This window comes from Gemmobacter sp. 24YEA27, from assembly GCF_030052995.1.
In the GTDB taxonomy this organism is placed as follows: domain Bacteria; phylum Pseudomonadota; class Alphaproteobacteria; order Rhodobacterales; family Rhodobacteraceae; genus Pseudogemmobacter.
Map to the genome: position 1 here is coordinate 443,853 of NZ_JASJPW010000002.1, position 22,889 is coordinate 466,741.

22 protein-coding genes and 1 riboswitch are annotated in these 22,889 nt (G+C 64.4%); of the genes, 16 read left to right on the forward strand and 6 right to left on the reverse strand.

The genetic code is table 11. The features are described from left to right. Window positions 1-61: 61 nt before the first annotated feature. Window positions 62-1,093, reverse strand: coding sequence for an Ldh family oxidoreductase (locus QNO18_RS19665; protein ID WP_283179220.1), 1,032 nt, complete (start codon window positions 1,091-1,093; stop codon window positions 62-64). Window positions 1,094-1,441: 348 nt separating this feature from the next. On the opposite strand from QNO18_RS19665, the gene QNO18_RS19670 reads away from it, so the two are divergent. The 13 genes from QNO18_RS19670 to QNO18_RS19730 all read left to right on the forward strand — a co-directional run bounded on the left by QNO18_RS19670 (window position 1,442) and on the right by QNO18_RS19730 (window position 13,837). Next, on the forward strand, window positions 1,442-2,251 hold the full coding sequence (locus QNO18_RS19670; RefSeq protein ID WP_092902917.1) for a transporter substrate-binding domain-containing protein: 810 nt from the start codon (window positions 1,442-1,444) through the stop codon (window positions 2,249-2,251). An 87-nt stretch (window positions 2,252-2,338) separates the two neighbouring features. Further along, a complete protein-coding gene (locus tag QNO18_RS19675; RefSeq protein WP_283179221.1) occupies window positions 2,339-3,052 on the forward strand; it encodes an amino acid ABC transporter permease in 714 nt (237 codons plus the stop codon). 12 nt (window positions 3,053-3,064) lie between these two features. After that, window positions 3,065-3,718, forward strand: a complete 654-nt coding sequence (locus tag QNO18_RS19680) for an amino acid ABC transporter permease (RefSeq protein WP_092902913.1) — start codon at window positions 3,065-3,067, stop codon at window positions 3,716-3,718. Next, a complete protein-coding gene (locus QNO18_RS19685) occupies window positions 3,711-4,433 on the forward strand; it encodes an amino acid ABC transporter ATP-binding protein (RefSeq protein WP_283179222.1) in 723 nt (240 codons plus the stop codon). Before QNO18_RS19680 ends, QNO18_RS19685 begins: the two co-directional genes overlap by 8 nt. Before the next feature lie 12 nt (window positions 4,434-4,445). Then, window positions 4,446-5,687: an FAD-binding oxidoreductase gene (locus QNO18_RS19690; protein ID WP_283179223.1), complete on the forward strand. Its 1,242-nt coding sequence runs from the start codon at window positions 4,446-4,448 to the stop codon at window positions 5,685-5,687. An 8-nt stretch (window positions 5,688-5,695) separates the two neighbouring features. Then, on the forward strand, window positions 5,696-6,700 hold the full coding sequence (locus tag QNO18_RS19695; protein ID WP_283179224.1) for a 4-hydroxyproline epimerase: 1,005 nt from the start codon (window positions 5,696-5,698) through the stop codon (window positions 6,698-6,700). Then, complete coding sequence (locus QNO18_RS19700; RefSeq protein WP_283179225.1) at window positions 6,700-8,364, forward strand: aconitase X; 1,665 nt, start codon at window positions 6,700-6,702, stop codon at window positions 8,362-8,364. Before QNO18_RS19695 ends, QNO18_RS19700 begins: the two co-directional genes overlap by 1 nt. 8 nt (window positions 8,365-8,372) lie before the next feature. Continuing rightward, window positions 8,373-9,401: a proline racemase family protein gene (locus QNO18_RS19705; RefSeq protein ID WP_283179226.1), complete on the forward strand. Its 1,029-nt coding sequence runs from the start codon at window positions 8,373-8,375 to the stop codon at window positions 9,399-9,401. Between the two features lie 44 nt (window positions 9,402-9,445). Next, window positions 9,446-9,649, forward strand: a riboswitch (cobalamin riboswitch). Between the two features lie 227 nt (window positions 9,650-9,876). Then, window positions 9,877-10,836 (forward strand): ABC transporter substrate-binding protein, encoded by a 960-nt coding sequence (locus tag QNO18_RS19710; protein ID WP_283179285.1) that lies wholly within the window; start codon window positions 9,877-9,879, stop codon window positions 10,834-10,836. Between the two features lie 10 nt (window positions 10,837-10,846). Then, entirely contained in the window at window positions 10,847-11,887 is a 1,041-nt protein-coding gene (locus tag QNO18_RS19715; RefSeq protein WP_283179227.1) for an iron ABC transporter permease, read from the forward strand. Continuing rightward, a complete protein-coding gene (locus QNO18_RS19720; RefSeq protein WP_283179228.1) occupies window positions 11,884-12,657 on the forward strand; it encodes an ABC transporter ATP-binding protein in 774 nt (257 codons plus the stop codon). The genes QNO18_RS19715 and QNO18_RS19720 overlap by 4 nt, the downstream gene beginning before the upstream one ends. Next, window positions 12,654-13,073, forward strand: a complete 420-nt coding sequence (locus QNO18_RS19725; RefSeq protein WP_198835032.1) for a pseudoazurin — start codon at window positions 12,654-12,656, stop codon at window positions 13,071-13,073. The genes QNO18_RS19720 and QNO18_RS19725 overlap by 4 nt, the downstream gene beginning before the upstream one ends. Further along, window positions 13,070-13,837 carry a class I SAM-dependent methyltransferase gene (locus tag QNO18_RS19730; protein WP_283179229.1) on the forward strand — a complete coding sequence of 256 codons (768 nt, stop codon included), beginning with the start codon at window positions 13,070-13,072 and terminating at the stop codon, window positions 13,835-13,837. The genes QNO18_RS19725 and QNO18_RS19730 overlap by 4 nt, the downstream gene beginning before the upstream one ends. A gap of 11 nt (window positions 13,838-13,848) precedes the next feature. Here QNO18_RS19730 and nanR read toward each other — a convergent pair whose 3' ends face one another. Next, entirely contained in the window at window positions 13,849-14,577 is a 729-nt protein-coding gene (gene nanR, locus QNO18_RS19735) for a transcriptional regulator NanR (RefSeq protein WP_283179230.1), read from the reverse strand. 267 nt (window positions 14,578-14,844) lie between these two features. On the opposite strand from nanR, the gene QNO18_RS19740 reads away from it, so the two are divergent. Both QNO18_RS19740 and QNO18_RS25745 read left to right on the forward strand, forming a co-directional pair. After that, on the forward strand, window positions 14,845-15,267 hold the full coding sequence (locus tag QNO18_RS19740; RefSeq protein ID WP_349293899.1) for a hypothetical protein: 423 nt from the start codon (window positions 14,845-14,847) through the stop codon (window positions 15,265-15,267). A 45-nt stretch (window positions 15,268-15,312) separates the two neighbouring features. Beyond that, window positions 15,313-15,636, forward strand: coding sequence for a sugar phosphate nucleotidyltransferase (locus QNO18_RS25745; RefSeq protein ID WP_349293900.1), 324 nt, complete (start codon window positions 15,313-15,315; stop codon window positions 15,634-15,636). Between the two features lie 257 nt (window positions 15,637-15,893). Here the strand turns inward: QNO18_RS25745 and QNO18_RS19750 are convergent, their stop codons facing one another. The 3 genes from QNO18_RS19750 to torT all read right to left on the reverse strand — a co-directional run bounded on the left by QNO18_RS19750 (window position 15,894) and on the right by torT (window position 19,095). Then, entirely contained in the window at window positions 15,894-16,304 is a 411-nt protein-coding gene (locus QNO18_RS19750; RefSeq protein WP_283179231.1) for a DUF983 domain-containing protein, read from the reverse strand. A gap of 288 nt (window positions 16,305-16,592) precedes the next feature. Further along, window positions 16,593-17,897, reverse strand: a complete 1,305-nt coding sequence (locus QNO18_RS19755; RefSeq protein WP_283179232.1) for an ABC transporter substrate-binding protein — start codon at window positions 17,895-17,897, stop codon at window positions 16,593-16,595. Between the two features lie 112 nt (window positions 17,898-18,009). Next, window positions 18,010-19,095 (reverse strand): TMAO reductase system periplasmic protein TorT, encoded by a 1,086-nt coding sequence (gene torT, locus QNO18_RS19760; protein WP_283179233.1) that lies wholly within the window; start codon window positions 19,093-19,095, stop codon window positions 18,010-18,012. Between torT and QNO18_RS19765 the strand changes: the two genes are divergently transcribed. After that, window positions 19,096-22,086 carry an ATP-binding protein gene (locus QNO18_RS19765; protein ID WP_283179234.1) on the forward strand — a complete coding sequence of 997 codons (2,991 nt, stop codon included), beginning with the start codon at window positions 19,096-19,098 and terminating at the stop codon, window positions 22,084-22,086. It begins immediately after the preceding gene. Here the strand turns inward: QNO18_RS19765 and QNO18_RS19770 are convergent. After that, the gene (locus QNO18_RS19770) at window positions 22,059-22,796 is read right to left on the reverse strand and encodes a response regulator (protein ID WP_092902885.1); all 738 of its coding nucleotides are present in this window, start codon (window positions 22,794-22,796) and stop codon (window positions 22,059-22,061) included. The genes QNO18_RS19765 and QNO18_RS19770 overlap by 28 nt on opposite strands. Between the last annotated feature and the right edge of the window lie 93 nt (window positions 22,797-22,889).

Genomic DNA, 22,889 nt, shown 5'->3' on the forward strand with positions numbered 1-22,889 from the left:
AAATTAGTTTCACCTGGATATGTGCGGCGCTGAGCCCCTACCGTGCCAGGGCCGCAAGGTTTCAGACCGCGTCGAGGCCAAGGCGCTGGAATCGCTCCAGCTGGGCGATTTCATCGGCGCTGAGCGTGATGCCTGCCGCGGCTGATTCCGCCCTTGCGCGGAAGCGGCGCTGCGAGGGCAGGCGGGCGCCCTGACCGATGATCGCTTCAAACAACGTCTCGGCACGGGCAAAGGGATCGCCGGGGCGGCCTTTCGCAAAGGCCTCGGGCGAGAAGGCAAGGATCAGTTCACCATGGCGCGGTGCCAGCGTCGTCGAGCCGAGGTAGTCGAGGACTTCGGGGCTGGTCAGGTCGCCGATCATGATCCCGGCGAGAAGCTCGATCATCGTCGAGATCGCCGAACCCTTATGGCCACCAAAGGGCAGCATGGCGCCGGCAAGCGCCGCTTCGGGATCGGTGGTCGGATTGCCGTCTTTGTCCAGCGCCCAGCCCTCGGGCAGGGCTTTGCCAGCGCGGCGATGGAGTTCCACTTCGCCGCGTGCCGCGACCGAGGTGGCGAAATCGAAGACATAGGGGTCGCCTGCGGGGCGCGGCCAGCCAAAGGCAAAGGGGTTGGTGCCCAGAAGCGGATCGGTGCCGCCGGTGGGCGCGACGGTCGCATAGCTCGGGCACATCACCATCGCGGCAAGGCCATGGGCGGTGACCGCCTCGACCTCGGGCCAGAGCGCGGCGAGATGGGTGCAGTCATTGATCACCATCGCCGCCATGCCGAGCTTTTTCGCCCGGGCGGCAAGTTCCGGCAAAGCCAGCTCGAAGGCAGCATTGGCAAAGCCGCCCTGCGCATCGACCCGCACAAGCGCGGTGCCATCATCGGGTGCCAGCACCGGCACGGCCTGCGGGTTCACCTTGCCCGCCTTCACCGTGCGCAGCGTACCTTCGATCCGGTAGATGCCATGCGATTTGCATTGGTCGCGTTCGCCCGCCGTCAGCACCCGTGCCATGGCGCCGGCCTGCGCCGGATTCATGCCGGCATGGGCAAAGACCTGCTCGATTCGGCTGCCGAGATCCTCGATCGAAAGGGGGGTGGTGGTCATCTCTGCTCTCCGTTTCGGGCCGTGATCTCAGGGATCGCGGGACAGCTCCTGGCTGTGCTGTTGGTCATGCCGATGGTCATTCTGGGCGGCTTTCGCGAGAATCGCCATCCCTGCAGGCAGGCATTCCGGCGGCCCATCACCCTTGTTGCGTGTCAAAAACCCGGTCAGACGCGTGGGTTTTCAGGAAGAATGCCTGAATTGGCCCGAAACGCAGCCGGATCGCCTTCCAATCCCTGCTCTGACAGGTCTCTTGTATACTAATTGTATTTTTGATTTGCGTCGAGACCAATGACACATGATAGTGTCACGACGTGAATCAACAGCAAGAACAACTCAGGGAGAGCCTGCATGAAATCCAAAGTCCTCGCCTTTGGCCTTACGGCGGCCACTGCTTTCGCCGGCCCGGCCATGGCCGACAAGCTTGACGACATCATCGCATCGGGCACGCTTCGCTGCGCAGTTGTCCTCGACTTCCCGCCGATGGGGTCGAAAGATGCTGACAATAATCCGATCGGTTTTGACGTCGATTACTGTAATGACCTTGCCGCCGCGCTTGGCGTCACCGCCGAGGTTGTCGAAACCACCTTCCCCGAGCGTATCCCGGCTCTGATGTCGGGCCGCGTTGATGTGGCCGTTGCCTCGACCTCGGACACGCTGGAGCGCGCCAAGACCGTTGGCGTCTCGGTTCCCTATTACGCTTTCGAGAATGCCGTTGTGGCCCGCCCGGGTCTGGAAATGGCATCCTGGGAAGATATGAAGGGCAAAGTCGTCGGCGCCACCGCCGGCACCTATGAGGCGATCTGGCTGGAAGGTCAGGTCAAGGCATGGGGCGAGGGCGAGTTCCGTCCGTTCCAGAACCAGGCTGACGTCTTCCTTGCGCTGAGCCAGGGCCAGCTGGATGCGACGGTCGGCACGATGGAAGTCGCCAATGCCAACGTCGCTTCGGGCAATTTCGGTGACATCAAGGTCGTCGACAAGGCGCCGATGGTGCCGGACTATGTCGCGCTGGTCACGCTGCGCGAAGAATATGGCCTGATCAACTACATGAACCTCTTTATCAACCAGCAGGTCCGCACCGGCCGTTACGCCGAGCTTTACAAAAAATGGGTTGGCGAGGGTGAGCCCGCCAATCTGACGATCAACGGCGTCTATCGCTGATCTATCCGCTGATGCGGCGGCGCGGAGGGAAAACCCTCCGCGCCGCTTCTCCGTTCAAAGATCCCGTTCAGAAACTGGGAGGCGGATATGTTCAATTACAGCTTTCGCTGGAATCAGGCGTTCCAATCGCTGCCTGATATGTTGCAAGGGGCGCTGGTGACTCTGGAAGTCGCGGTGTTTTCGATGATCCTCGGGATCCTTTTTGCAATTCTTCTCACCGCCTTCCGGCTCTCGGGCAACCGGGTGCTGCGCGGCATCACGACCACCTGGGTCGAAGTGGCGCGCAATACGCCTGCACTTTTCCAGATCTATATGGCCTTTTTCGGCCTTGCGGGGCTTGGCATCGCGATCACGGGCTGGACGCAGCCGCAGCTGGGCTTTGCCGTTGATCTGCGGCTCTCGCCCTATATCGCGCTGCTCGCCGGGATCACGTTCAACAATGCCGGCTACCTGCATGAGAATTTCCGTGGCGCGCTGAAGGCGATCCCGGACACCCAGACCCGTTCGGCGCGGTCGCTGGGCATGAGCGCGCCGCAGGCCTTTGGCTATGTGGTGATGCCGCAGATGCTCAGGATTTCTTTCCTGCCGATGACGAACCAGTTTGTCTGGGCCATCCTGATGACCTCGCTGGGCGCGGTGATCTCGATGAATTCGGATCTCTTTGGCGTCACCGACAATCTGGTGAAGATCAATTTCCGCACCTTCGAGATGTTCGCCATTGCTGCGGTCATTTTCTATGTGATGACCAAGATCGTCACGCTCTCCGCCCGGCTGATTGCAGCCCGGCTGTTCAGATATTGAGGGGCGCGGGACATGTTTGAAACAGCAATGACCGCCAAAGACTTCTGGATGCTGGTCCAGGGCGCCGGGATGACACTGCTTGTCACCGCTATCTCGGTCGCGATCGGGACCGTGGTCGGGGTGATCTGCGGCATCTTCCGCTTTCAGGTCGGGCCCTGGTGGGCCATTCCGGTGACCTTCGTGCTGGATGTGTGCCGTTCGGTGCCGCTTCTGATCCAGCTCTCGCTGGCCTTTGCCTTTGTCACGGCGGTGCTGAAACTGCGGGTCTCTGGCTTCTCGGTCGCCTGCGGAGTTCTGTCGCTTTATACAGCCGCCTATTGTTCGGAAATCGTGCGCGGCGCACTGGAGTCGGTGCCGCCGAATACTCGGCGCGCCGGGCGCTCGCTCGGGATGAGCTGGCTGCAGGATATGCGCTATATCGCGCTGCCGCTGGCCAGCCGGGTCGCCCTTCCGTCCTGGATCGGGCTTTCGCTTGGCGTTATGAAAGACTCGGCGCTGATCTATGTGGTCAATGTGTCCGAGCTGATGAAAAGCACCAAAGATCTGATCACCCGCCTGCAGGAGCCGCTTTTCCTGCTGCTCCTGTGCGGTGTGTTCTACTTTGTGATCAGCTTCCCCGTCGCCCGCTTCGGCAGCTATCTTGAAAAACGGTGGTCCAATGATTGAGATTGAAAAAGTCCGCAAAAGCTTTGGCCCGCTGGAAGTGCTTAAGGGCATCGACCTGACGGTGGCCAAAGGCGAGGTTCTGACCGTGATCGGTGGATCGGGGTCAGGGAAATCGACGCTCTTGACCTGTATCAACGGGCTGGAGCCAATTGATTCCGGGCGTATCCTCGTCGACGGGGTCGAGGTTCATGCAAAATCCACTAATCTCAACAAGCTGCGCCAGAAGATCGGCATCGTGTTCCAGCAATGGAATGCCTTTCCGCATCTGACCGTGCTGGAAAACGTCATGCTGGCGCCCCGGAAGGTGCTGGGCCGTTCCAAAGCCGAGGCCGAGGCCGAGGCTGAGAAACAGCTGAAACATGTGGGCCTGGGCGATAAGCTCTCGGTCTATCCGGCGCGACTTTCGGGCGGGCAGCAACAACGGATGGCAATTGCCCGGGCGCTCGCGATGGGGCCGACTTACATGCTGTTCGATGAGGTGACTTCGGCGCTGGATCCGATGCTGGTGGGCGAGGTGCTCGACACGCTCCGATTGCTGGCCTCGGAAGGCATGACGATGATCTGCGTCACCCATGAGATGAAATTCGCGCGCGAGGTTTCCGACCGCGTGGCCTTCTTCCATCAGGGCATCATGGCCGAGATCGCGCCTCCCGAAGAGCTGTTCGGCGCACCCAAATCCGCCGAATTGCAGAAGTTCCTCGCCGCCACTCATTAAGGCAGACGTAACATGCAGAACGAGACCGATGTGATTGTCATCGGGGCGGGCGTCGTGGGTCTTTCCGCGGCGCTGGCCATTCAGGCGCGGGGCCTGCGCGTCACGGTGATTGACCGCGAAGGTCCGGCGGCGGGTGCATCGGCCGGGAATGCCGGGGCTTTCGCCTTTACCGATATCCTGCCGCTGGCAAGCCCCGGGATTCTGAAGAAGGCGCCGAAATGGCTGCTTGACCCTTTGGGGCCTCTGTCGGTGCCGCCGTCTTATGCGCTGAAGATCGCGCCCTGGATGTTTCGCTTCTGGCGCGCCTGTTCGCCCGCGCGGGTGAAGCAGTCGACGGTCGCACAGACCGCGCTGATGGATCTGTCAAAGGCCGAGCTCGAGCCGTTTCTGACCCTTTCCGGTACGCTGTCGATGCTGGAGAAGAAGGGCAATCTTCAGGTCTATGAGAGCAAGGCCGAGCTTGACGCGAGCCTGCCTGGCTGGCGCGCGCGCGAAGAACACGGGATCGAATTCCGCCATATGGACGCGGGCGAGATGGCCGGGATCCAGCCCGGTCTCAGCCCTCGTTTCACCCATGGCACTTTCACGCCGGGCTGGTTCTCGATCTCGGATCCGAAGCTCTACACCCTGGCGCTGGCCGACCGGTTCCGCGCCAATGGCGGTGTGCTGGAGCGCGACGAGGTCACCGGGATCAGGCCCCTGACCGAAGGCGCCGAAGTGCTTTCGCATGGGAAAATCCGCCATGCGGGCCATGTCGTGCTCGCGGCAGGGGCACATTCGCATCTGATCGCGCGTTCGGTCGGCGACCATATCCCGCTGGAAACCGAGCGTGGCTATAACACCACCTTGCCGCGCGGCGCGTTTGACCTGCGCACGCAAGTGACCTTTGGCGGCCATGGTTTCGTGGTTTCGCGCCTCTCCACCGGCATCCGTGTCGGCGGTGCGGTGGAATTGGGCGGGTTGCACCGGCCGCCGAATTTCAGACGATCAGAGGCGATGCTGAAAAAGGCCGAAGCCTTCCTGCCCGGGCTGAAGCCCGAGGGCGGCGTGCAATGGATGGGCTTTCGCCCGTCTTTGCCGGACAGCCTGCCGGCGATTGGCCGCTCGAAGAATTCTGCCCGCGTTGTTCACGCATTCGGTCATGGCCATCTCGGGCTGACGCAATCGGCCGGCACGGCGCGGCTGGTTGCCGACCTTGTGACTGGAAACGCGCCCGCCATCGACATATCTGCCTTCTCTCCCCAACGCTTCTGAGGCTCATGATGAGTGTTCATACTTTCTCCTGCCTGGATGGTCATACCTGCGGCAATCCGGTGCGTCTGGTCTCGGGCGGCGGCCCGCGTCTGATCGGCAAGGACATGCTTGAGAAGCGCGCGCATTTTCTGCGCGAATTCGACTGGATCCGCACCGGTCTGATGTTCGAGCCGCGGGGCCATGACATGATGTCGGGCTCGATCCTCTATCCGCCGACCCGCGACGATTGCGATGTGGCGGTCCTGTTCATCGAGACCTCGGGCTGCCTGCCAATGTGCGGCCATGGCACGATCGGCACGATCACCATGGGGATCGAGAACGGGCTGATCCAGCCGCGCTCGCCCGGCAAGCTGTCGATTGATGCACCTGCGGGCAAGGTCGATATCTCTTACCGCCAGGAGGGTCGTTTCGTCGAAGAGGTGCGGCTGACCAATGTGCCGGGTTTCCTTTATGCCGAAGGGCTGACAGCCGAGGTCGAGGGTCTGGGCGAGATCGTGGTCGATGTGGCCTATGGCGGCAATTTCTACGCCATTGTCGAGCCGCAGAAGAATTTCCGCGACATGTCCGATTTCACCGCCGGAGAGCTGATCGGCTTCTCGCCGAAGCTGCGGGCGGCGCTGAATGCGAAATATGAATTCGTGCATCCCGGCGACGCGCGGATCAACGGCTTGTCGCATATCCTCTGGACCGGGGTGCCGACGGTCGAGGGCGCCCATGCCCGCAATGCCGTATTCTATGGCGACAAGGCGATTGACCGCTCGCCCTGTGGCACGGGCACCTCGGCCCGGATGGCGCAGCTGGCGGCAAAGGGCCGACTGAGCGTCGGCGATGAATTCTGGCATGAGAGCATCATCGGCTCGATCTTCAAGGGTCGGGTCGAGGCGACTTCTGACGCGGTGCCGGGTAAATCCGCGATCATTCCGTCGATTGGCGGCTGGGCGCGGCAGACCGGGATCAACACGATTTTCATCGATGAGCGTGACCCCTATGCGCATGGATTTGTGGTGAAATGATGGGCTCGCGGTTCATTCTTGAGGGCACGGCGAAGGGTCGCGTTCTGGCATCCGATGAACCGCTGAGCTTCTGGGGCGGTGTCGATCCCGCGACGTCAAAGGTGATTGACGCGCATCACCCGCTGCATGGCGAGACGCTTGCCGGGCGGGTGCTGGTGATGCCCGGGACGCGGGGCTCCTGTACCGGGTCAGGGGTGCTGCTGGACATGGCGCTGAACGGACTTGCGCCTGCGGCGCTGGTGTTTCGCGAGCCGGAAGATGTTGTGACGCTGGGCGCGATGATTGCCGCCGAGATGTTCGGCGTGGCGCTGCCTGTCCTGCGGCTGGAGCGCGCGGCATTCGACACCGTCTCGCGTCTGGAGGAGGTGGCCGTCATTCCAGGGGCCATCGAGGCCCCGGGAATGACCCTGCCGGTCGCCTCTGCCGCGGGATCGGCGCTGGCCCTGACGGCGGCAGATCTGGCGATGCTGTCGGGCGCGGAAGGCGAGGCCGTGTCGCAGGCGATGCGCATCCTTGTTGCAATGGCGGCAAACCAGGGGGCGAGCCGGCTGATTGATGTGACCCAGGGCCATATCGACGGCTGCATCTATGCGAGCCCCGCCAATCTGACCTTCGCGGCAAAGATGGCGGATATGGGGGCACTGGTGCGGGTGCCTACGACGATGAACGCGATTTCGGTCGACCGCGAGAACTGGCGTGCCCAGGGGGTGCCGGATCTGTTCGGCGCCCCGGCGCAGCGGCTTGCCGATGCCTATGTGGCGATGGGCTGCCGGCCGAGTTTCACCTGCGCACCCTATCTGCTGGAGAGCGCTCCGGCCGAAGGCGAAGCCATTGGCTGGTCGGAAAGCAATGCGGTGATCTTTGCCAATTCCGTGCTGGGCGCGCGGACGGCGAAACACCCGGATTTCCTGGACCTTTTCATCGCGATGACCGGGCGTGCGCCACTGGCCGGCGTCTGTCTGGACGAGAACCGGGCGGCGCAGCGCATCATTGACGTGGCGGCGATTCCTGACACGGATGATCTCTTCTGGCCTTTGCTGGGCTGGCTTGCGGGCCGCGCCTCGCCGGACCGGATCCCCTTGCTCAGAGGTGTGGGCGCGGCATCCCGCGAGCAGTTACAGGCACTGTGCGCGGCCTTTGGCACCACCTCGGCTGCACCGATGCTGCATGTCGAAGGGGTCACGCCCGAGGCGCATCTTATCGCACCCGATGCCGACAATGTCCGGATCACACGCAGCGATTTCGCCCGCGCCTGGGATGAGCTGAACCAGGGCGGCGAAGCGATCGACCTTGTCGCCATCGGCAGCCCTCATGCCTCGCGCGAAGAATGCCGTGCTTTCGCGAAAGCGCTGAACGGTGGGCGGGTGCAGGTTCCGACCATCATCACCGCCGGGCGCCAGATCATTGCCGATCTGGCGGGCGAGGGCACGCTCGCAACCCTCGAAGCCGCCAGTGTGCAGGTGTTGCCTGACCTCTGCTGGTGCTCGATCTCCGAGCCGGTCTTCCCGCCCGCGACCCGCACGCTGATGACCAATTCCGGCAAATATGCCCATTACGGGCCGGGGCTTTCGGGCCGGCAGATCCGCTTTGACAGTCTTGAGACCTGCGCCCGCGCTGCCCTCACCGGCCATGCTGCCAAAACCCTTCCCCCCTGGCTTTCCTGAGGCCCGATATGCGCTCGATCAAGACCATCCATGTGATTTCCGCCCATGCCGAGGGCGAGGTGGGCGATGTCATCGTGGGTGGGGTCCGCCCGCCGCCGGGTGACACGATCTGGGCCCAGTCGCGCTGGATCGCCGAAGATCAGACGCTCAGGAATTTCGTACTGAACGAGCCGCGCGGCGGCGTCTTCCGCCATGTGAACCTGCTCGTGCCGCCAAAAGACCCGCGCGCCGATGCCGCCTTTATCATCATGGAGCCCGAGGATACGCCACCGATGTCCGGCTCCAATTCGATCTGTGTCTCGACGGTCTTGCTTGATGGCGGCATCATCCCGATGGTCGAGCCGGAAACGCGCATGGTGCTGGAGGCGCCGGGCGGTCTGGTCCATGTCCGCGCCGAATGCCGCAATGGCAAGGCGGAACGGATCTTTGTCGAAAACCTGCCCTCTTTCGCCGAACGGCTGGATGCAAAGCTTGAAGTCGAGGGCATTGGCACATTGACGGTCGATACCGCCTGGGGCGGCGACAGTTTCGTCTTTGTCGATGCCAAAGCGCTCGGCTTCAGCCTGACCCCCGACGAGGCGCATGATATTGCAAAGCTCGGGGTGAAAATCTCGGATGCCGGGACGGAACAGCTCGGTTTCCGTCACCCGACAAACCCGGACTGGAGGCATTACTCCTTCTGCCTTTTCGCGGGCGAGGTCACGCGCGAGGGCAATGACCTGCGCGCCGGTGCCGCCGTGGCGATCCGGCCCGGCAAGGTTGACCGCTCGCCCACCGGGACCGCGCTTTCCGCGCGGATGGCGGTGCTGCATGCGCGTGGCCAGATGTCTGAGGCCGACCGTCTGACCACCGTCTCGCTGATCGGGTCGGAGTTTCAGGGCCGCATCCTCGGCACCACCGATCTGGCGGGCACGGCGGCGATCCGGCCGGAAATCTCGGGGCGTGGCTGGGTCACCGGCATCCATCAGCATATGCTCGACCCATCTGACCCCTGGCCCGGCGGGTATCGGCTGTCGGACACCTGGGGCGCGCGCTGATCCGCATAACGCGATGCTTTGCCATTGAAGCGGGACGGGTTTGCCCATACTCAGGGCAGGTCGGTTTCCGCAAGGAATTGAAAGGGAATCCGTCATCCGCCTTTACAGGGGGATGAACCGGAACTGCCCCCGCAACTGTAGGCGGCGAGGGTCCGCGCGACAATGCCACTGTGGGAGAGCCCATGGGAAGGCTGCGCAGACCCAGTGACCCGCCAGTCAGGAGACCTGCCGACTCCTGTAACCAACTTGACCCGGACGGGGCGTCCGGGGAGGCGAGATATGATTTTGACCCGCAGATGCGCCACCGCATCCCGTGCCGCCAGCCTGCGCCAACCGCGCCGGGCCAGCTTTGTGCGTCGCGGTTTTCACGCTCTCCATCCGCTCCATCCCCCATCCCTCACGGAGATCCCGGATGCGATATTTCCCCAATACCCGTTTCTCACTGGCCGTCTCACTGGCCGCGCTCTGCTTTGGCATGCCTGCTTTGGCCGAGACCGGCTATCCGCTCAAGCTGCAGAATTGCGGGCTTGAGCTGAGCTTTGACAAGGCGCCGGAAAGCGCTGTGACGGTCGGCCAGGCGACGAGCGAGATCCTTTACACGCTGGGGCTTGGCGACAAGGTCGCGGGCACTTCGGTCTGGTTCACCGAAGTCCTGCCGGAGTTCAGAGAGCTGAACGACGGCATCGAACGGCTGGCCGATAATGACCCTTCATTCGAAAGCGTCGTCGCCAAACGCCCGGGGATCGTGACCGTGCAATATGAATGGCATGTCGGCCCGCAAGGCATCGTCGCAACGCGCGAGCAATTCGCCGATCTCGGCATTCCGGCCTATGTCCTGCCGTCCGACTGCATCGGGAAGGACAATACCGCAGGCTCGGACGGCACCCGGCTGGAACCCTATACGATGGCGGGGATCTATCTCGGCATCGAAGAGCTGGCGACGATTTTCAACATCACCGACAAGGGCACAGAGGTGGTCGCTGACCTGAAAGCGCGCGAGGCGGCGGCGGTCGCGGCGGCGAAGGCGCTTGATCTGAAAGAGGCCTCGGCGGTGTTCTGGTTCTCGTCGGCCGAGATGGATATCGACCCCTATGTTGCCGGAAACGGCGGTGCTCCGGCCTGGATGATGGCGTCTCTGGGGCTGAAGAATGTGGTCGAAAGCCCCGAGGAATGGCCGGTCGTGTCCTGGGAAACCATCGCGCGGGCCAATCCCGATGTGATCGTGATCGCCCGCATGGATCGCCGCCGGTTCGAGGCGGATGATCATGAAAAGAAACTGGAATTCCTGAAGTCCGATCCGGTGGTAAGCCAGATGGAGGCGGTGAAGAATGGTCGCATCGTGATCATCGACGCCCATGCAATGGACCCGTCGATCCGCAATATCGCGGCGCTGGAAGAGCTGGCGGCGGCGCTGCCGGCCTTTGATCTGAAATGATCTGCCAGAGATGAAACGCCCGGTCACCCCTGTTGCGCTAGCCGCCCATGTCGCTTTGCGCGCCATGGCGGGGGTGGCTATCCTGGCGATCGCCGTTCTGACGGGGGTGATCCTTGGCGAGACGCCGCTGCCCTGGTCGACAGTCTGGGCGGCCCTGGCGAATAATCTCTGGAATGCCGGGCTGCTGGTTGACCCGATCGATCAGGGCATCATCTGGGCCTATCGGGTGCCACGCACCCTGGTCGCTGCCGGATGCGGCGCGGGGCTGGCGCTGGCAGGTGTAGTGTTGCAGGCGCTGGTCAGAAACGCGCTGGCCGATCCTTATCTGCTGGGCGTCTCGGCGGGGGCATCCACCGGGGCGGTGGCGGTGACGATCATGGGCGTCGGCGCCGGGGCCATCGGGATCTCGGGCGGGGCCTTTCTGGGGGCGGCTTTAGCCTTTGGGCTTGTTGCGGCCCTGGCCCGCGCGGCGGGCGGCGGCCCTGCACAGATGGTGCTTGCGGGCATTGCCGGATCGCAGCTTTTCAACGCGCTGACCTCTTTCTTCATCGCGAAATCGGCCAATGCCGAACAGGCGCGCGGCATTATGTTCTGGCTTTTGGGCAATCTTTCGGGCGTGCGCTGGCCCGATGTGACACTGGCGGTGCCGGTCGCGGTCGCAGGGTTTCTTGCCTGTCTCTGGCATGCGCGCGCGCTGGATGCGTTTTCCTTTGGCTCGGACGCCGCCTCATCGCTGGGGATCGCGGTGCGCCGCGTGCAGATCGTGCTGATCGGCGCGGTGACCCTGATGACCGCGACGATGGTAAGCCTTGTCGGCTCCATCGGCTTTGTCGGTCTGGTGATCCCGCATGCGGCGCGGTTCCTTGTCGGCCCGCGCCACGGCCGGCTGATCCCGGCGGCGGCCCTGACCGGGGCCGTGTTCCTGATCGCGGCCGATGTGGTCTCGCGCATGCTGATCCCGGGCCAGGTGGTGCCGATCGGGGTGGTCACCGCGCTGGTGGGCGCGCCCGGCTTCGCGCTGATCCTGATCCGGGGGAGGGTGAGCGGATGAAGATCGCGGCGCATGATCTTGGCTGGGCCGCGCGCGGGCGCCCGATTGTCGAAGGGATCACCCTGGAGGTTGCCAGTGGCGAGACGCTCGGGCTGATCGGGCCGAACGGGTCCGGGAAATCGACGCTGCTGAAGCTCTTTGCCGGGATCGCGGCGCGGGCGCGCGGCACGGTCAGCCTGGACGGCACGGCCCTGTCGCGTATGAACCGGCGCGATATTGCGCGGCGCATCGCCTTTGTTGAACAGCAGGCCCAGACGACAGAGGCGCTGCGCGTGCAGGACGCGGTAGAGCTGGGCCGCACGCCCTGGCTCTCGCCGCTGGCGCCTTTTGGTGCGCAGGATGCCGCGATCTGCGCCGAGGCGCTGGCGCGTGTCGGGATGGCAGACATGGCCACGCGGTCTTGGACCACCCTTTCGGGCGGCGAGCGTCAGCGCGTCCATATCGCCCGGGCGCTGGCGCAGCGCCCGCAGGTCATGCTGCTGGACGAGCCGACCAACCATCTTGATATCCATCATCAGCTGTCCCTGTTGCGGCTGGTCTCGGATCTGCCGGTGACGGTGGTGATCGCGCTGCATGATCTGAACCAGGCGCTCGGCTGCGACCGGCTGGCGGTGTTGGAGGGGGGCAGACTTGCCGCCCTTGGCCCGCCGCGCGAGGTGCTCAGCGCCGACCGCCTTGCCCGCATTTTCCGCGTCGGGGCCAGGACGCTGACCGACCCGACCGATGGTGTCACGCAATTCCGTTTCCACTGCCTTGAGGATCAGCCATGAAATCCGCTCTTGCCGCCCTTTTTCTGATGATCGCGACGCCCGCGCTGGCCGAAACGCATGAGGTGGAGATGTATAACCGGTCGGAAAACGGCCCGATGATCTATGAGCCATCCTATCTGAAGATCGCCCCGGGCGATTCCGTGCGCTTTATCCCGACCCAGCCGAGCCATAATGCCGCGACCATTGATGATATGATCCCCGAAGGCGCCACGCCGTTCAGATCGAAGATCAATGAGGATTTCACTGTCACCTTCGATGTGCCGGGCGCTTACGGGATCAAATGTTCGCCGCATGTGGCGATGGGGATGGTGATGCTGATCCATGTCGGCGATGTGGCGGAAACCGTATTGCCCGAGACCCTGCCGGCACGTGCACGTGAGCGGTTCGAGACGATCCTGTCCGGAATTGAGAAGTGATCAATCACGATCTCGCTGAAGAGATCCGTGACTACTGGTCGCGCCGCTCGGAAACCTTTGACCAGGCATTCGGCCATGCGATAGCGCCAGGGGCCGAGGCCGCCGCCTGGGCGCAGCCGATGCGCGATCACCTGCCGCCCGCGCCGGCGCGGGTTATGGAACTGGCCTGCGGCACCGGCGAGGTGACGCGGCTGATCCATGATCTGGGCCATGAGGTCACGGCGCTGGATTTTTCCGAGGCGATGCTGGCGGTTGCGCGCGCGAAACATGCGGGCAAGCCGCGGCTGCGCTTTGTGCTGGCCGATGCGCAGGTCACGATGGAGCCCGATGCCAGTCAGGACGCGATCCTGTGCCGGCACCTGGTCTGGACGCTGACCCGCCCGGAAGAGGGCTTTGCCGACTGGTTTCGGGTGCTGAAACCCGGCGGGAGGCTTCTGGTCTATGATGGTGACTGGGCGCAGCCCGCGCGTTCGGGCCGCTGGCCGGCGCGGGTGCTGGCGCTGTGGGAACGATTCTCGCCCGACCCATTTTATGACGGTGCGATGGGCGCGCGCCACGCCGCGATCATGGCGGGGCTGCCTTTCGGCACCGGTCTGCGCTTTGAAATGCTGGTGCCGTTGCTGGAAAAGGTGGGGTTCACCGCCATCACGCGCCACTCGCATGAGCCGATTGCCCGGGCGCAGCGGCGGGTCAACGGGCTGCGCAACCGGCTCAGAACCCGGGTTTATGACCGCTTTATCCTGACGGCGCAAAAGCCCGGCTGAGAGCGGCAGGGTCAGCCCTGGGGGTAAAGCCGTTCCGACCGGTCGAGATGCTTTTGCATCCGCTCCGCCGCGAGATCGGGGTCCTGGGCCGCGAGTGCATCGGTGATCGCCTCATGTTCCGCAAGCGTCACCGTCTCATGCCCGGACCAGTGCAGAAGCGTGTTGTGATGTTTGAAGAGCCAGCCCAGCATCGCATGTGACAGCGCCGTGATCACCGGATTGCCAAGGATCGCGGCCAGAGCCGTGTGAAAATCGATATCGGCGCGCATGAAAGCCGCCGTATCGCCAAGCGCCGCACGCTGCAGGCCGACCAGCCCGCGCAGGCGTGCCACATCTGCGGGCGTCGCCTTTGTGGCGGTCATCCGGGCCAGCCCGGTCTCGAACAGCTTTCGCGCATCGCGCAGATGCCCGAGATTGCCCGGCTCTGCCGCGATCAGAAGGCTCGCGATATCATTGATCTGATGCAGTGCCAGATCCGGGTTCAGCGGATTGACGCGGCTGCGTTCGCCATGAGAAATCGTGATCAGCCCCTGGGTGTGCAGCTGCTGCAGAGCCTCCCGCACGGCGGGGCGGCCGACACCCATCCGCGCCATCATCTCGCGCTCGGAGGGCAGGGCGTCGCCAGGACGCAACTGACCCGAGGCGATCATGGCGCGCAGTTGCTCGACCACCGAGTCCGACAGCTTGCGCCGTGCGACCGGCGCAAGAGAAAGATCGGAAGATCGCGGTTCTGGCTTCATGGCGGCCCTTAAATGGCGCTTTGATGGACGGATGTTCCCGCCCGGTGGCATGATGATATAATGACCCGGGCGGCAGGGAAAGCACAGCCTGGTCAGAGCCACGCAAAACGGGTGAAAAACCCTGCTGCCCGATCCATGTCAGAAGCGGTTTCGAGGCGCGTGCCGGAACGGAGAACAGCAGAATGAAATTTGCCGTCATCGGGCTTGCCTAATTCGGGCGGTTCGACGCCGTCTTGCTGTCGCGCCATCATGACGTCACCGCGGTCGATGTCTCTGCAATCCCGGCGGATCGCCGCACATTGCAACAACTCCTCCTTCGGCTATGACGTCTATTGTCTGCCGAAAGATACCAAACAGCTTTTGACCAGGTATTCCGAGGTGCCGCAGAATCTGATCACGGCGATTGTCGATCCCAACAGGACACGCAAGGACTACCTTGCGGGGCTGACCATTGCGCTGAATCCGCAGGTGGTGGGTGTCTGCCGACCGGTGATCAAAAGGGGCTCTGACAATTTCCGCGATAGCTCGATCCAAAGCAGCATGAAGCGGATCAAGGCGAAGGGGGTCTGCGTCGTTATTTTCGAGCCGCCGCCGGAGGGGCGCGCGTTTTTCGGATCGAAAGCCGAACGCGAACTGGAGGCTTTCAAGCCCGGATCTGATCCTCGTAAACCGCCGGACGCCCGAGCCTGAGGACCTCCGTGAAAAGGTCCCGACCCGCGATCTTTTCGGCGCGGATTGAGGGCGGGGCGGGGTTTTTCGGGTGCGGGGAACGGGTCTTGCGCCACGTCGCCGCTGTTCGTCACCGAGAGCGATTTCCGGTCTGTTCTCACCGGGCAGCTGCCCGCGACCCCTGACCATGCCGCAACCGTCTTTGGCTGTCTGGAACTGGCCTGCGCATTACAGGCGGGCGTGGCGGTAAGGCTCGTTCATTTCGTCGAACAGCCGGATGCCGCACGCGCGACGACCATGTTTGAGGCGGGAAACTTCCGGTGGAATGCCGGGATCTTCCTGTTCCGCACTGCCGGCCTTTCACCGTCCATGACGACGGGACGCCGCTGACGGAACATCAGTCGGTTTATCGGCTGCTCGGTTTGATCCACCGGATGAAACCGGATTAAGAAGCCGGGCAAGGTTCCGTTGGGGCTGCCGAACAGCAGGCCGGCCGCTATCCGGGTGAGGATGTTTATGCGCGTGGCCAGGGCGCGAAGGGGTGAGGGCAGGAATAGATGCGGGCAGGTGCAGGTTCCGCCGCCTGACCGGGCCAATGGCGGCGGATCGCCCTCATCGCGCTTGCGGCAGCGGGGCGGCGCCTGACATCAGTGTTGCGGTGCGCTGCTTTCGCCAAAGCCATGCATACGCCGCGACCATTGCATGGCGACCATAAAGCCCTTGGTCGAAGGCAGCATCACCAGAGCCAGGGGGATCACGGTCAGCGAAACGATCAGGCCGACGATGCCCGGCGTCAGGTCGGTATAGCTGAAGAGACCGTGGATCATGAACCCGGCGATATGGCAGATGATCAGCATGGTGATATAGGCCGGGCCGTCATCGGCCCTTTGATGCCAGAGTTCTTCGCCACAGGCCGGGCATTGCCGTACCACCTTGAGATATGACGAGAAAATCGCGCCCTCACCGCAGGCCGGGCAGCGGCACATCAGGCCACGGCGGATCGCCTGTTTCAGCGGGCGTTCAGGAAGCTCTGCGGCGGAATGCGACGTATCGGTCATGCTGTCCTCGGGTCACGGAAGCCTGCGGGCGCTGCTGTTGGCCCGTTGCCAATGATGTAGGGCAGTTTCATCATAAAGACAAGATCCCGGCAGTGTATGGGTCTGCGACGGAATGACCCATATATTCAGCCGGGATTGTGCGGATCGCGGCCCTTTGAGAGCCGGTGATAGGTGTCTCGATGTCTGGTCTCCATCCTGAGATGGAAAAGCGAACTGCGGGCGCGCGCGCGGGCAGGGCGCCTGGGGCCGGGATGGCGTCGCCAGGCGCGCCAGAGGCGGCGCAAAAGCTCAGACACGCTGGCTCCAGAGCTGGCCATAGCGCTCCATCTCCCGATGTAAAAGGGCACCGTGGCGGTCATACCAGTCGGTCACCGAGGTGAATTCACGTATATGCGCCTTGCCGCCGGATATTTCGACCACCGGCCAGTGTCCGACCAGGGCATTGGAAATGCCGAACAGGTCATCGCCCCACCAGCGCGCGGGGCCGAAGACGTGACGCAATCCCCGCCCCGATTTCATCGCTGCCAGCACAGCATCCGGCGCGGTGCTGTCGGCGGCCTCGGCCGACGCCTTCCACAGATCCAGGATAGCGGCATATTGCCATGAGACCGAACTCCACTGGCCCGGAAAGCGCGCCTCATATTCGGCATGAAACCGCGCCGGTTCGCGAAAGTTCACCTCGGGGGCTGCAAGGGCAGGGTCGTCGAAATCGGGGAACTGGAAGATCGCGCCTTCGAGGAAGTCCGGCGACGTATGGGCAATGATGCGGTCGTGGAAATCCAGCGTGCAGGAGAGGATCTGGCCGCGAAACCCCTGGCGGTAAAGCTGTTCGCAGATCGGCAGAATGTAATCGGGATAACAGGTGTCGAGGCAGACGATCTCTGGCCCGCCCGACAGCATCCGCCGCACCAGCGGCTCAAAATCGCTGGTGGCGGGGTCGAAAAAGAACGGCTCATCGGTCATGCGGATCCCGGCTGCGGCAAAGGCGGCAAGGTATGTTGCGATCGAGGGCAGGCCGAACACATCATCCTGGGCGCAGATCGCGGCGGAGCGGAGTTCGGGGCGGTTCCGCGCCAGCCAGTCGACGCCGGTGACATTATAGATCGGGTGGACCTCGGCCGGGGCGATGAGTGTTGTGGTCTCGGGGCTGAGATCGGAGGGCAGCAGGGTCGAGGCGAGCATCCCCGTCTCCTGCACCAGGGGCGCCGCACCGGGCCAGGTGTCGCCTCCCAGCATCATGAGAAAGCTGACGCCATCACGCCGGATCAGCTTTTGCGCGCCGACCCTCGCACGGGCCGGGTCATATTCATCGTCGAACGCCATGATTTCGACCGGCAGCTGGCGCCCGCCAATGCGGATCCCGCCCGCCGCGTTGATCCATTCCGCCCAGAGCCGGCTTCCATCCAGACCCGGCTGCCCCCAGGCGGCGACCGGGCCGCTCAGCGGGCCGAGAAAGCCGACCCTTACCCGGTCTTCAGCGGCCCCGACGGCGCGCGGCCAGAGCCCGGCCGTCAGTGCGCTGACCGTAGCGCCCAGGGTGGCGGTGAGGATGTTGCGGCGGTTTGCGCCGCCAGGGCGGGGGCTTTTCAGCATGGCTGTCCGTTTCGGGGCTGCCGGCATCAGGGCAAAGGCCCGGTCTCAAGTCAAGTAATTTCACGCTCAGGAAACTGGCTGCTGGTTATGCTGCGGAAATACCGGGCGGGGCCTAGTCTGGCTCTGACGAAAACACCGGCGCGAAATCGGCAGGGGCGAGGGTCGCATCAGCATCATAGCTGCGGATTGTCTCAGGCGTCACGGTGACGATGGCCGGGCCGGCATGGCGGACCTCAAGCTTGCCCTCAATCGCGCGGACCGCCATTTCCACCGCCAGCCGCCCCTGCAAAACCGGGAAATCCGAGGGGGCCGCCAGGATCTTGCCGCGCAGAATGCCGCGATGCACGGCATGGGTCATGTAATCCGAGACGATGCCGATATCGTCGCGCCCGCGCGCGCGCAGGATCGACACCGCCGCTTCGGCCATCGGGCCGGAGCCGACGAGGTAATCGGGCCAGGGCGTGGTCTCCAGCACATCCTCGATCAGAAGCACCTGTTCTTCGCGCCCGGTATCACCATGCCGCACCGTCGTAATCCGCGCGGAGCTGCCCGCAAGCGCGGCGCGGAACCCCTCATCGACGAAACGTACCCAGCCCGCGCCTTCCGGCCCGGGAAACCAGGCGACCGAGACCGGGGCACTGCCTTTCGGGTGCCGCCCTGCCAGCGCGAGACCGGCGGCGGCGCCCATCTCGCGCCAGGGCACGGAGGCCTTGGCGCTGATGCCTTCGGGGGCGATGTCATTCACCGCGGCGATCACCGGCATGGTCCGGGCGATCCGGGTCAGCGCCGGCGTCATCCCGTCATAAGACACTGTGCCGATGATCAGCGCATCGGCCCCGGTGGCCACGCAGGCCTCGGCCTGTTCGATCTGGCGCGCGAGATTGGGATAGCCGCCGGCCTCATAGAGCGTGAAGCCGACACCGAGGCGCCGTGCCTCTTCTACCATGCCGTGATTGACGCTGAGCCAGTAGGAATCCTTGAGATGCGGGTAGAGGATGCAAAGCTGCCAGGGCTGAGCGGCGTGATCCAGCGGCTGATAGCTGAGCGGATGGGTCGGGCTCGCGTCATCCATCGGGCGGTCATGGACCAGCAGGGACCAGGGTGCCCCGGCAGGCTCGGCGCGCAGCGCGCCGAACAACCCGCTAAGGGCAAAAATCACGCCTGTCACGGCAATGAGGGCGGCGGTCGGACGGGTCATATGCATTTTTCGGATGGCCTCGCGGCGGTTACGTGCCAGTTTCGGCGCAAATCCCAGGCAGGGAAAGAGGCGATTCAGGTGATGCAGGGCGATCTGGCGACAGGCGGGGGCAAAGGGGGCAGGGGGCTGGGCTCCCGGCTTCTGATGGCCTTTCTGGTCATCACCGGCCTGCCGCTGGCGGCGGCGCTGATCGGCTGGCTCGAACTCAGCGGCACGATCCGAGCCCAGGAAGAGGCGAGCGAGCGCACGATTCCCGCTTTGGCCGGGCTGCGCGGCTTTGCCGAATCCAGTGCCCGTATCGTGGCGCTGGCCCCGGAACTGGCTTTGGTGCAGACCGAGGCCGAGCGGCGCGAGCGTACTGCCTGGCTTTTTGATCAGGCGGATGTGCTGAACAGGCGGCTGGCGCCCTATCGGAACAGCGACCGCGAAGCGATCGCCGGGCTTGAGATCGCGATCCGCGATCTGCGCGGTGCGATTGGCGTGCTCGATCTGGTGGTGCAACGCCGCATTCTCGCGCGGCTCACTCTGCGCCAGCATATCGGCGAGGGCATCGCCGCCGCCGCCGAGCTTGGCGGTATTGCCGATACGATGGTCGCCAATGCCGAAGCCGCCGCATCGGCGACGATTTCCAGCCTTTACGAGATCGGCCCCGCCGGCGGAGAGGCGGGGTTTGCCGCCCTCGACAAGCTGATCGAGGTCGATCTGTTCCAGCTGAGCCTGATGTTCGAGATGCGCGCCCATGCCTCTGAACTGGGGCTCTTGCTCAACCGCCTCGCCACCGTGCCGGACCGGCCCTCGGGCGCGACCGAAGAGCTTGCGGGGCTGCGGCGGGTGATGGAGGAACGCCTTGCCATCGTCTCGCGCCGCGTGCAGACGATTGCCGATCCGGTACGGGCGAACCGGGCGCTGGCGCTTTTGACGGTGATCCGCGCCGGCGCGCCGCGCACGCCTGGCGCCAGGGCGCGCGGCGCCCCGGATATACTGGATGCGACCGCTGCGGTCCTGACGCTCGAGGGCCGCATCGCCTCGGCCGGGGATAGTGTGATCGAGGCGGTGGGGCGGATCGACAAGAGCACCGGGGTGCTTGCGGCCTCGGTGAGCGCGCGGGCGACCGAGGCCGGGACGGGCGTCCTGTCGGCGATCCGCTATGCGCAAAGCCTGCAGGCCTGGGGGGCGGTGACCGCGCTGATCATCTCGCTTGCGGTGTTCTGGTTCTATGTGCGCGGCAATATCTCGCGCCGGCTCGACCGGTTGTCTTTGTCGATGACGCGGCTGGCAGGGGGCGCGATCGGCGAGGAGATCCGGCCCCGGGGCCAGGATGAGATTGCGGCGATGGAGCGCGCGGTGGCGGTGTTTCGCGCCCAGGCGATCCATAATGACGCGCTGGAGGAGGAGCGTGCGCGCCACCTCGATGAATTGCACCGGCACCGGAATGAGTTGCGCGATCTGGTCGATGAGCGGACCCATGCGCTGCGCGAAGAGGTCGCGGCGCATGATATCGCCCGGGAAAAGGCCGAAGCGGCGGATCGCGCGAAATCGGAATTCCTCGCGATGATGAGCCACGAGATCCGCACCCCGATGAACGGGATGCAGGGGATGATCCGCTCGCTGCCGCGCGACGGGCTGACGCCGCAGCAGCTTGATCAGCTTTCGGCGCTGGAGCTGTCGGGCGAGCGGATGATGGGGATCCTCGGCGATATTCTCGATTTCATCCGGCCAGACCGCGATGAGGCGCGGGCGGTCAGCGCCGGTTTCTCACTGCCGGATCTGGTTGCCGATGCGGAATGGCTGCTCAGGCCGGTGGCCGGGGAAAAGGGGCTCGCGCTGCAGATCACCCTGGCGCCGGATCTGCCCGGCCATGTGACCGGGGATCGCGGGCGGTTGCGGCAGATCCTTGTGAACCTTCTCTCAAATGCGATCCGATATACGCCCGGGGGCCATGTGGCGCTGGCCGTGACCGCGACCCCGGCGGGGCCTGGCCGGGTGACCTTGCGCTTTCAGGTCAGCGACACCGGCCCAGGCATCGCGCCTGAGGCCCGCGAACGGATTTTCGAGCCGTTTGAGCGTGGCGAGGCACCCGCTGCGCGGCAATTCGGCGGCACCGGACTTGGGCTCGCGATCTGCCGGCGCTTTGCCGCGCAGATGGGCGGGCGGCTCTGGCTGGAAGAGGCGGCCCCGCCCGGCGCGGTTTTCGTGCTGGAGCTGGAGCTGCCGGTCGCCGCCGCGCCGGCGCCCGCGCCTGTGATGGTCCCGGTCGATCTGCGGCCGCTGTCGCTGCTGGTGGTCGAGGATCACCCGATCAACCGCATGGTGGTCGCGGCGATCCTGACGCCGCTGGGGCATCGGTTGCAGATGGCCGAGACCGGGCTGGCGGCGGTCGATCTGGCGGCGGCGGGCGATTATGACGGGGTGCTGATGGATGTCGATCTGCCCGACATCTCCGGCACCGAGGCGCTCAGGCGCATTCGTGCGCTGCCTGATCCTGCCCGGGCTGACGTGCCGGTGATCGGGATCTCGGCCCATATCGCGGGCCGCGAAACCGAGGCGAGCCTTGAGGCCGGCATGGCGCTCATGCTGGCGAAACCGCTTTCCCCGCAGCGGCTTATGGCGGCGCTGGCGGATGTTTGTCGCCAGGGTGATCCGGTTTTGCAGGGCGCGCTTGCCGATCTGCCGCCCGATGTGGTGGCAGAGCTGGCGGGGCTGTTTCTCGACCGGCTTGACCTTGCGCTGCCCCTGATCCGCGCGGCGGCGGCGCGCGGCGATATGGCCACGCTCGCGCGGGAGGCGCATCAGCTGGCGGGCGCTGCGGCGAATTTCGATCTCGCCTCCCTGACCGGCTGCCTTCAGGAGACCGAGCGTGCAGCGCGGGCGGGCGGAGACCCGGGCCCGGCGCTGGAGCGGCTTGGCGCGCTAGTGGCCCGGGCGAAAACCGCGATGCGGGCGGATCTGGCGGCCTTGTCGGCTCAGTCCAGCGCGGCGGTGAACAAATAGCCTTCGCCATGCGCGGTGGCGAGGATGCGGGGGCTGCGCGGGTCATCGCCAAGCTTGACCCGCAGCCTTTGCACCAGCACATCGACGCTGCGGATATTCACCCCGCTGCGGCGGGGCGAGATGGCGCTGGCCAGCCGGTCGCGGTCCAGCACAAGGCCCGGAGCGGTGACAAAAACCCTGAGGAGTTCATATTCCGCGCGGGTCAGGGGGATCACGGCCCCCTCTGGCCCGGTCAGCGCACGAGTCGCAAGGTCAAAGGTAAAGCCTTCAAACCGCAGCGATTTTCGCTCCAGCAGCCGCAGCGCCTGGGTGCGGCGCAGAAGGTTCTTGATCCGCGCCAGCAGCTCGCGCCGGTTGAAGGGCTTGCAGACATAATCATCGGCGCCAAGTTCCAGCCCGATGATACGGTCGACCTCATCGGTACGGCCCGAGATCAGGATGATGCCGATCTCCGAGCGCGCGCGCAGATCGCGGGTGATTTCCAGGCCATCGCGGCCCGAGAGGTTGATATCGACCAGCAGAAGATCGGGCGTGTCGCTGGCGAGCAGATACTCGGCCTCTTCGGCGGTATCGCATTCCGAGATCCGGTAGCCGAATCCTTCGAGATAGCTGGCCAGCGTTTTGCGGGTGACCGGCTCATCCTCGACGATCAGGATATGCGCGGGCCGCGGACGCGGGCCTTGTGACGCAGATCGGGGGCTGGCGGTCATCTCGCTCCTGGTCGAAATAGGGGATAGTTCTTTCTGTTAACAATCTTTCACAATTTAATCCAGTCTGTTCATCCTAAAGGGCTTACCTGGTAA